Annotated in this window: 6 protein-coding genes and 1 pseudogene; 1 reads left to right on the top strand and 6 read right to left on the bottom strand. The window is 64.1% G+C overall.

The window, feature by feature from the left end; genetic code table 11:
• Positions 1-38 precede the first annotated feature (38 nt).
• The 3 genes and pseudogenes from RHODMAR_RS25105 to RHODMAR_RS25085 all read right to left on the bottom strand — a co-directional run bounded on the left by RHODMAR_RS25105 (position 39) and on the right by RHODMAR_RS25085 (position 3,100).
• Positions 39-506, bottom strand: coding sequence for an Rv2732c family membrane protein (locus RHODMAR_RS25105; RefSeq protein ID WP_051048272.1), 468 nt, complete (start codon positions 504-506; stop codon positions 39-41).
• 360 nt (positions 507-866) lie between these two features.
• Positions 867-1,189 (bottom strand): annotated as a pseudogene (locus RHODMAR_RS27770) (heavy metal translocating P-type ATPase); the annotation flags it as partial.
• Between the two features lie 546 nt (positions 1,190-1,735).
• A complete protein-coding gene (locus RHODMAR_RS25085; RefSeq protein ID WP_042940314.1) occupies positions 1,736-3,100 on the bottom strand; it encodes an IS256 family transposase in 1,365 nt (454 codons plus the stop codon).
• Between the two features lie 106 nt (positions 3,101-3,206).
• Here RHODMAR_RS25085 and RHODMAR_RS29265 point away from each other — a divergent pair, with 106 nt between their 5' ends.
• Positions 3,207-3,758 carry a hypothetical protein gene (locus RHODMAR_RS29265; protein ID WP_008720428.1) on the top strand — a complete coding sequence of 184 codons (552 nt, stop codon included), beginning with the start codon at positions 3,207-3,209 and terminating at the stop codon, positions 3,756-3,758.
• An 84-nt stretch (positions 3,759-3,842) separates the two neighbouring features.
• Here the strand turns inward: RHODMAR_RS29265 and RHODMAR_RS25075 are convergent, their stop codons facing one another.
• From RHODMAR_RS25075 to RHODMAR_RS25065, 3 genes are read right to left on the bottom strand one after another with little or no spacing between them, the layout of a single operon-like run.
• A complete protein-coding gene (locus tag RHODMAR_RS25075; protein WP_008720427.1) occupies positions 3,843-4,685 on the bottom strand; it encodes a sulfite exporter TauE/SafE family protein in 843 nt (280 codons plus the stop codon).
• Position 4,686: 1 nt separating this feature from the next.
• Positions 4,687-5,025, bottom strand: coding sequence for a rhodanese-like domain-containing protein (locus RHODMAR_RS25070; RefSeq protein WP_008720426.1), 339 nt, complete (start codon positions 5,023-5,025; stop codon positions 4,687-4,689).
• A gap of 28 nt (positions 5,026-5,053) precedes the next feature.
• Positions 5,054-5,842 carry a GntR family transcriptional regulator gene (locus RHODMAR_RS25065; protein WP_008720425.1) on the bottom strand — a complete coding sequence of 263 codons (789 nt, stop codon included), beginning with the start codon at positions 5,840-5,842 and terminating at the stop codon, positions 5,054-5,056.
• Positions 5,843-6,139: the final 297 nt, after the last annotated feature.

Here is a 6,139-nt window from a genome sequence, read left to right as displayed (position 1 = left end):
ATCGATCCTTCTGTCGGTTCGGCGGAATGGTGGCTCGATCAGTACGTGAAGACGCGACGCTCCGGGCGAAGGGCCAGTCGTGTCCACAGCCCGGTGAGAACCACGGCGGTGAGCAGCCCGATCAGCGCGCCAGGGCCGGGGCCGGCGAGAGTTGAACTGTCGTGAGCGGACTGGCGTGTCCAGATGGACAACATCGCCAGGACCGAAGTGCTGGCGCATCCTGCGGCGGCGAGAACGATCAGATGGATCATTCGGGTATGGAGTGCGGCGGCTGAGCAGATCAGACAGAAGATCACACCGGCATGGGCGGCAATGACAGCGACGATGCTGGTCGATTCCGCCTGCGCCGCTGCATTGTTGAGCAATGTTGCCCAGCCCGTTGCCTCGCCCGACTGGCCCAGGCACAGACCCAGCCCTGCTACGGCGATCACTGTAGCCGCACGCAGGCGCTCGTGGGCAGCCATCTCTACCGTCGCCAGCACTCGTCGTTCGATGGCCTCGAACATGGGCCGATAGTGGCGAAGATCGTCGTGCACTTCGAACCCTCCCGTGAACTGCGGTATCGGCCGCATCCGTCGGCCGCGTCCTGTGTCGGCGCAGCTCATGACCGGTCGACCACCAGTCGCACCGCGGGCGGAGAAAGTTCCCGGATCGACGCGGGAACTTCGGCACCCGCGGATGCGACTGACTGTAGGTACCGCGGCGATGACGTCGGTACGAATCCGCCCGGTGGCTGACCGGGCGTGCTGCGCAGGAGTGCGTGGCCGGGCCGGTCGTGCGGCGCGGCCACGCACAGCGCGATCACTTCACGTTCGCTGACGCGGCGACACCAGTTCACTGTTCGCCGAGGTATCCCTCCCGGGTCGTCAGGATGTAGCGGGGTACCGACGCAGCCGGAGGCTGTTCGATACGACGAAGAACGACGAGAACGCCATGGCAGCGCCCGCGAGGAGCGGGTTGAGCAGACCTGCGGCCGCTATGCGGATGGCAGCGATGTTGTACCCGAACGCCCACACCATGTTTCCCTTGATGGTCGCCAGTATGGCCTTGGCCAGCCCCAACGAATCGACCACATCGCCGAGGTCGTCGCGGACGACTATGATGTCCCCGGACCGATGGCGACATCGGTGCCCGCGCCGATCGCCAAACCGAGATCCGCGCTCGCCAACGCCGGCCCGTCGTTGATGCCAGCTTCCGCCTGTCGAGGACTTCGTCGCGGTGCCCGGAATGGGAACCCACGGCCGGGTCCACGGGCGCTCGTCGAGATCGGTCGTAGACGAGGGGCGTTCCTTCCAGTCGGTGCGGTGGGGCGGGTACCCCGGTGCGGTCAGGCACGGGGGCGGGTGGTCACAGACGTGAGGTTCCGCGGACGATGTCACCCTCGATGTAGGTGAATCCGACTCCGCGGCCGTCACGGAGCGCGAAGTGGTATTCTGCGGGGACCCAGACGGTATCGAAGTGCGACGCCGGCCGCCCCTGCCGCGTCTGCCGCGTCTGTTGTCGTACAACCATATTCGGCGCGATCAGGGATGGCCGGCGGTTACGAGATCGACCTACGCATACCGGCGGCGGGCGTCGTCGATCTGGTCGGTGCACAGCAAGTGTGGATTGGGAAGGGGTTCGCCGGACGCATGGTAACCCTGTGGGCCGACCTCGCCAGCATCCACGCCGTGATCGACGGTTTGGTGGTCACCACGGTTGGAGCTTGTCAAGTTATCTGTGAGCGAATTTGCTTTCAGGTGAGATAAGGGTCGAGTCTGTCCGGATAGTTGATCACGAGCGCGCCGAGCGCTTGTTTCCAACCGGTCGTCAGAGATCCTTCGATCAGTCTGTTGACCTCCCTGCCGGTGCGGGGTGCGAGTCGATCTTTGCTCAGGCGGTCTCTCTCCCGGGCGCGCTTGTCCTCGATGCTGCAGATCGCGAGCCACAGAAGCTTCACTGCCGCTTGATCATTGGGGAAGTGTCCGCGGTTTTTGATGATCTTGCGAAGTTGATAGTTGAGCGATTCGATGGCATTGGTGGTGTAGATGATCTTCCGGAGCGCCGGTGGGAAAGCCAGGAACGGGATGAACCGCTCCCACGCGCTCTCCCACGTCCGCACCGCTGTCGGATACTTGACACCCCACTGCGAGGATTTGAAGTCGTCGAGTGCAGCTTGGGCCGCATCGACGGTGGGTGCGGTGTAGATCGACCGGAGCGACGACGCCACCGCTTTGCGGTCGCCGTAGGCCACGAACCGCATCGACGCGCGGATCAGGTGGACGGTGCACGTCTGCACGACGGTGTGCGGCCACGTCGCTTCGATGGCGTCGCCGAATCCAGTGAGGCCGTCCGTGCAGGCGATCAGGACGTCTCTGACGCCACGATTTGCCAGCTCAGCGCAGATCCCGGCCCAGAACTTCGCCCCTTCGTGTTCTTGAACCCAGATCCCCAACACGTGTTTGATGCCGTCGAGGTCGACACCGACGGCGATGTGCGCAGCCCTGTTGGTGACCTGCTGACCGGACCTGATTTTGACCACGATCGCATCGAGATAGAGGATCGGATAGATCGGATCGAGTGGCCGGCGCTGCCATTCGAGGACTTCCTCGAGGACCGAGTCGGTAATCTTGGAAATGGTCTCGCGGGAAATTTCGGTACCGATGGTCGAGGCAAGATGATGCTCGATGTCGCGCACTGTCATGCCGCCGGCGTAGAGCGCGACGATCATGTCATCGAGCCCACCGATCCTGCGCGCACCACGCGGGACCAGGGTTGGAACGAACGTGCCGTCGCGGTCGCGGGGGATTGCCAACGGCACATCGCCGACTTCGCTCGACACGGTCTTGCTGCTGAAACCGTTGCGAGCGTTGGGAAGTAGACGGCCGGCAAGGTCGCCCTTGTCGTATCCGAGGTGCTCGGTGAGTTCGGTCTGCAGTCCGCGCTCGAGAACCGCCTTGACCATCTCCTGCAGGAACCCGCCCTGCCCGGTGATCTGCAGCTGGCCCGTGTCGATCTTGGCCATCACCTCGTCGAGGGCACCCGAGGCCTTCAAGGCGTCGAAGGCGCTGAGCTCAGCCCGATCGTTCGTGTCATCTGCATGATTGCTGTCCACAGTCATGGTCACGATGATGCTCCATCCGTGTCAGTCCGTTCTTACACAAACCATCTGACACGCCCCACGGTGTGCCTCCCAGCTGACGAGCGCCGACCTCGACCGGTTGACCATGCGCGGCGCACGTGCAGGGCAGACTGCGCCGGCACTGCCCGCGTTCGATCCGAGTGCCCGCTTGCGCACTGCGGCACCGATCGAGGTCGATCGCACCGCCACCCGCGATGGACTGATCACCCTGCTCGGCCATCAGCTCGCATTGGGTCCGGACACCGCCGGAACCCGCATCACCCTCAGAATCGAGGGCGGTCTCATCCACGCCATCGCCGGTAACCATGTGATCAAGACCTTGCCGAATCCGTTGATCAGCAACGATAACCGCCAACTGACCCGCGTGCGTCGAGCAACGACGCTCCTCCCGCCGCCCTCGGGCCCCCAACGCGTGCACCGGAAAGTGCCGATAGACGGTGTCGTCATGGTCGACGGCCAGAGATTGCCCGTCGGCCGCACACACGCCGGAACCATCCTCACCGTGGTCGTCGAGGATCACCATTTCCGAGTTCTCGACGGCCCCACAAAACTCTCACTGCACGCCGGAACCACCACCAAACCGATCCGAAACTTCAACGCCCACCCGACCCCGAGACCGTTAACGATGTCCCGGTGACGATCAGTTAGGTATGTCCCGAGACCACACACGTCACGCATTTGCATGCGCAGAAATAGGCTCTGTGATGCACAACGATGTGCGTTACAGGGCCATGGATGCCTGGACGGTGACGTAGACGGCTACGACGAATAACAGGGCTGCGAAGCTACGGGTGAGTGTGGTGGCAGAAACTCTGTCGCTGATGACTTTTCCTGCGAACGAGCCTGTAATTGCCGCGAAAGTGAACGGTACGACGATCTCCCACGGGATGGTGGCACCCGTGCCGAGGCGTTCGGTGAAGGCTCCCGCGCTGGTGATGGAGATGATCACCAGTGACGTTCCGACCGCGACGGGCATCGAATAGCCCAGTGCCAGAACCAGGGCGGGGACGATGAGGAATCCGCCGCCCACTCCCAGAAACCCGGTGAGGCAGCCGACGACGAGCGCGGAGGCGACCAGCTTGACCACCTGCGAAGTAGTGATCTTCACTTTCGTGGGCTTGGCGGCGACCGCGACGGCGCTCGACCGTGTTTCCGCGGTCTCGACCGGGTTCGGCGTCGGTAGGTCGGCATCGTGTCCTCGCCGGGTGCGGCGCAGCATCGCACCGGCGGCGACGATCATCAGAGCCGCGAATGCGAGCAGCAAAATCTGCGGGTCGACCGATCGGTTGAGGATCGACCCACCGAAGGCGGTGCCCGCGCCCAGAAGTCCGAACACTGCCGCTGCCCGCCACCGAACGTGCCGTGCTCGCGCATGGCTGATGGCCGCGATGATCGAGGTGATTCCGACAATGATCAGCGAGGCGCTCGTTGCCGATTGCGGTTCAACCGCCAGGAGGTACACCAGAGCAGGAACAGTCAGTATCGATCCCCCACCACCGAGCGCGCCGAGGGAAAGCCCGATGAGAATCCCTGCGGCGACTGCGATCGCGAGGATGGCGACCATGTCAAATTACTGAGCCGGGCGTGCCGTCATCACGGACCACAGGGCGGCCGTCTTCGTGCCACGCCATCATACCGCCCGACAGATTGTGCGCCGTGCGATCGGCATCGGTGAGGGCCGCGACAGCTTTGCTCGACCGAGCGCCCGAGCGGCACACCACGACCAATTTCTGCTCGGGAGGATAGGCAGCAGGATCGAGATCGCCGAGGCGTACATGGACGGCGTCCGGGGCGTGGCCGGCTGCCCATTCGTCGTCCTCGCGGACATCGATCAGGATGGCTCCCGATTCGGCGATCAAAGCGTGTGCGGCGGCCGGATCGGCTTCCGGTGGTGCTCCAGTCATGAAGAACGCTCCTTGGATCAGTGGGTGCTTACAGGGCGTGCAGCGGCGTGGCCGGCACGAAGCGATAGCCGTCGCTCGGTGAGAACGTGGCCGAGACGGTGAACCGATCTCCTCGAATCACTGTGTGCCGCAACTCCACCGGCCGGGAATTCATGCAACCCGAACGGCGGATCGACAGCGCGGAGGTCTTCGAATCGAGTTCGAGTGCTGCCGCATCCTCCGGATCCGGGACGACGGCAGTGACGTCCTCGCGGCCACCGGTCAGGCGGATGCCGCAACGCTTCTCGAGCTCGATGTAGAGAGCCGTGTGAGTGAAGTCCGCATCCAGGAGGTCGCGTGCCAGATCCCCCGGCAACCAGGCACGGTCGAGCGCCAACGGCATGGTCCCTGCCATACGGATGCGCTCTAGGTAGAGCAGCGGCGCCTTGGGACCGACCCGCAGGGTAGCGGCCACCGCGGGGTCGGTCCGCAGTTCGAGTACACGCACCACGCTGTGCTGAGCAACACCCGTGGCTTCCACCGCAGCGAAGAGACTGTAGAGCGCACCGAGTGGCTGCTCGATCACCGGCGGAGCCGCCAACCGAGAAGGCCGGCCACGCTCTGCAATCAAGATTCCTTCGTTCCGCAGGTGCCGCAGGGCCTCGCGGGTGGTGTGACGGCTCACCCCGTAGCTCGTCGTCAACGCATGCTCGCCCGGGAACTCGGAGCCGGCGAATTCGTCGTCACCGATTCGGCGGACCAGATCAGCATGCAGTTGCGCCCACAGCGGCATCGCACTGGAGCGGTCGAGCGCGGCACTGCGATCGGGTTCAACCATCAAAGGCCCTCCTGTCGATCTGTGTCGGAATCCGAATTCGAGCCGCCGACTGCTGGCCCTCGGGGCCACTGTACAACAAATGTACGTACATCCGTACGGACGGGAGATGCTCTGCGCAGGTCGACACGCAACAAGACGACCTTCGCATCGACAAAGTCTCGCCGAGCACGAACGAGCGCCTGGTGGAGATCGCGCCGAACCTGGTGAATCCGTCCGCGTAGCGACGCGGCATCACGTCGCCTCCCAGTCGGTCCCGGGTCAGGCCAGTCGGTGCCGGATCAGGAGTGTCGCCCGGGG

Source organism: Rhodococcus sp. AW25M09 (assembly GCF_000333955.1).
Taxonomy (GTDB): domain Bacteria; phylum Actinomycetota; class Actinomycetes; order Mycobacteriales; family Mycobacteriaceae; genus Rhodococcoides.
The sequence above is the reverse complement of the archived record's forward strand: the minus strand, read 5'-3'. Positions and strand labels throughout refer to the sequence as shown.

Coding starts and splice junctions, on each gene's coding strand:
- RHODMAR_RS25085 (WP_042940314.1), bottom strand. CDS start 3,100: ATGACTGTGGACAGCAATCATGCAGATGACACGAACGATCGGGCTGAG.
- RHODMAR_RS25065 (WP_008720425.1), bottom strand. CDS start 5,842: ATGGTTGAACCCGATCGCAGTGCCGCGCTCGACCGCTCCAGTGCGATG.
- RHODMAR_RS25075 (WP_008720427.1), bottom strand. CDS start 4,685: ATGGTCGCCATCCTCGCGATCGCAGTCGCCGCAGGGATTCTCATCGGG.
- RHODMAR_RS25105 (WP_051048272.1), bottom strand. CDS start 506: ATGTTCGAGGCCATCGAACGACGAGTGCTGGCGACGGTAGAGATGGCT.
- RHODMAR_RS25070 (WP_008720426.1), bottom strand. CDS start 5,025: ATGACTGGAGCACCACCGGAAGCCGATCCGGCCGCCGCACACGCTTTG.
- RHODMAR_RS29265 (WP_008720428.1), top strand. CDS start 3,207: ATGCGCGGCGCACGTGCAGGGCAGACTGCGCCGGCACTGCCCGCGTTC.